This is a genomic window from Ruminococcus sp. AM31-15AC (assembly GCF_003462045.1).
Lineage (GTDB): Bacteria > Bacillota > Clostridia > Oscillospirales > Ruminococcaceae > Hominimerdicola > Hominimerdicola aceti.
Map to the genome: position 1 here is coordinate 1 of NZ_QTYG01000100.1, position 2,148 is coordinate 2,148.

Sequence of the window (2,148 nt, forward strand, 5' to 3'; positions counted from 1 at the left end):
GTATTATGATAAAGCAATGGAATGGACTGAGAAATATATTGCTGATAATAATTTGCCGAGGTTTTAATTATGAAGTTTAATGATAATAATATTTTGCTAAAAGAATGGCTTGAGAGATATAACAACCAGAATGAGTCTATAAAAAAAGAATTAGACAGATTGCATGGCGATTTAGTTCAAGGCAGAAATAATAATTTTCAGTTGCTGAAAATTAAAAGGTCATATAAATATCCCGAAAAAGGTGACATATTTGTGTTCCAGCCACGGAAAAATATATTTTTTTATGGATTGGTTTTGAATGTCCATGTAAATAATTTGCAAGGTGAAGATATGTATGTTGTTGCATTGTTCAGTATTAAATCAAAAAGTGTTGATAAGTTTTCGTTTGTATTAGATTATTCTAAGCTTTTGCTTGCGCCGCTTATGGTTGATAGGTTTTATTGGACAAAGGGTCTATTTTACAATGTTAGTCATACTGACAATTTAGGAACGCCTCCAAGTTATGGATTTTTTTAAATAGCACGAGAAAACCAATTTTGGAATGAATTTGACGAACCGCTTGAACAACGTCCTGAATATTTGTCATCTGGTGCCCAAACGTCTATAGGCGTAGGATATAAAGTTAATAAGGAACTGATTATCAACAAGAAATTATTGGAGTTCGACGATTAGAAAAAATGGATGGTATTCTGATATACATAAAGGTTGTTGATACAATCTATTAAAAATTTAGGGCAGTAATTTAGTGAATTATTGCTCTAAATCACGATAAGAATGCAGTATATTGTAGGCACAGGAGCATTTTCAAAAGCCGGAAAATCATGCAGGCTTTTAACTGCATTCCATAAAACAGGATCAGCAGGAAATCTTATGATCGGCTCATATGAATTGGGAAAAACGGCTGATAAATACATAAGTGGAGATGCAAGTTTCACCTGGGAAGAGATAAAGGGCGACTTATTTAAAGTTGCAATGACAGGAACGTCAATGTGGGGTTCTGCAAAGGACTTTGGCACATCTTATTGCTTTGTTGCTGGTACACTTGTGACTACTGAGGACGGACAAGAACCGATTGAAGAAATCGAAGTCGGCGATAAGGTTCTTTCGGAGGACGAAACAACAGGTGAAGTAGCAGTCAAAACGGTTACTGAAACTTATATCAATGAAACAGACGAGCTTATTCATATTGGTGTAAATGGCGAAACAATTTCTGCTACGCCGACACACCCGTTCTATGTTGACAAGCTTGGCTGGACACTTGCAAGAAGTCTTAGAGCTGGAGATGTTCTTGTTCTCAGTAATGGTGAACTTGTAACAGTTGAATGGGTTCAGCACGAGATTCTTGAATCACCTATCAAGGTTTATAACTTTGAGGTTGAAGATTTCCATACTTATTTTGTGGGTGAAAATGGGGTTTTTGTTCATAATGGGTGTGGAAAATGGGAAGAAGTAAATGAAAGTATGAGTGAAAATTCTCGAACTTATCAAGAAAAGATTACTGGGAAATCTGGTAAGGCATGGGTTCAAAATGGAGTGAAATTTGATGGCTATAGAAATGGCACGTTAATAGAGGCTAAAGGCAATTATGATAATTTTGTGAATAAAGATGGTAAGTTTTATTCTTGGTTTAAAGGCAAGGACTCTTTATTGGATCAAGCTTCAAGGCAGACAATTGCTGCGGATGGTACTGCCATTGAATGGTATGTACAATCAGAAAAGAGTTATAATGCAATCTCAAATATTTTGCAAGGTTACGACAATATTGCCGTTATATTCAAGCCATAAGCGAGGGGAAAATGAACTATAATTTAAATTTTTATATTCCAATATCTAAAAATAATGATTTTCAAGTATTTGAAGTAGTTTGTGAAATGCTCGAATATGTTAAGCTGGAATATTCAGAAATATATCCACATTATTACACTGCTTGGTCTAAAAATAAGGCGGAAGAATACATTAATGTTCCAGAAAAACTTCAAAAACATTTTAAGTCGAAATATGCAGTATGCCTTTTTTTCATCTCAAAATGAAGATGTTTCATGTGGTTATATTCTTAACAATATGTTTTTAATTAATGGGTATTTTGTTCTAAAAGTTGAATTACCGTCAAGCATTAACATGAGTGACAAGGAAAACATAAAAAAATAT

Annotated in this window: 3 protein-coding genes; all 3 read left to right on the forward strand. The window is 34.0% G+C overall.

Annotated elements, in window-relative coordinates; all coding sequences use genetic code 11:
* Window positions 1-69 precede the first annotated feature (69 nt).
* The gene (locus DW793_RS14000; RefSeq protein ID WP_118158511.1) at window positions 70-516 is read left to right on the forward strand and encodes an Imm26 family immunity protein; all 447 of its coding nucleotides are present in this window, start codon (window positions 70-72) and stop codon (window positions 514-516) included.
* Window positions 517-774: 258 nt separating this feature from the next.
* Entirely contained in the window at window positions 775-1,785 is a 1,011-nt protein-coding gene (locus tag DW793_RS14005) for a polymorphic toxin-type HINT domain-containing protein (protein WP_118158512.1), read from the forward strand.
* A gap of 174 nt (window positions 1,786-1,959) precedes the next feature.
* Window positions 1,960-2,148: hypothetical protein (locus tag DW793_RS15565; RefSeq protein ID WP_252969915.1), on the forward strand; the 189-nt coding region annotated here is incomplete at its 3' end.

Coding starts and splice junctions, on each gene's coding strand:
- DW793_RS14005 (WP_118158512.1), top strand. CDS start 775: ATGCAGTATATTGTAGGCACAGGAGCATTTTCAAAAGCCGGAAAATCA.
- DW793_RS14000 (WP_118158511.1), top strand. CDS start 70: ATGAAGTTTAATGATAATAATATTTTGCTAAAAGAATGGCTTGAGAGA.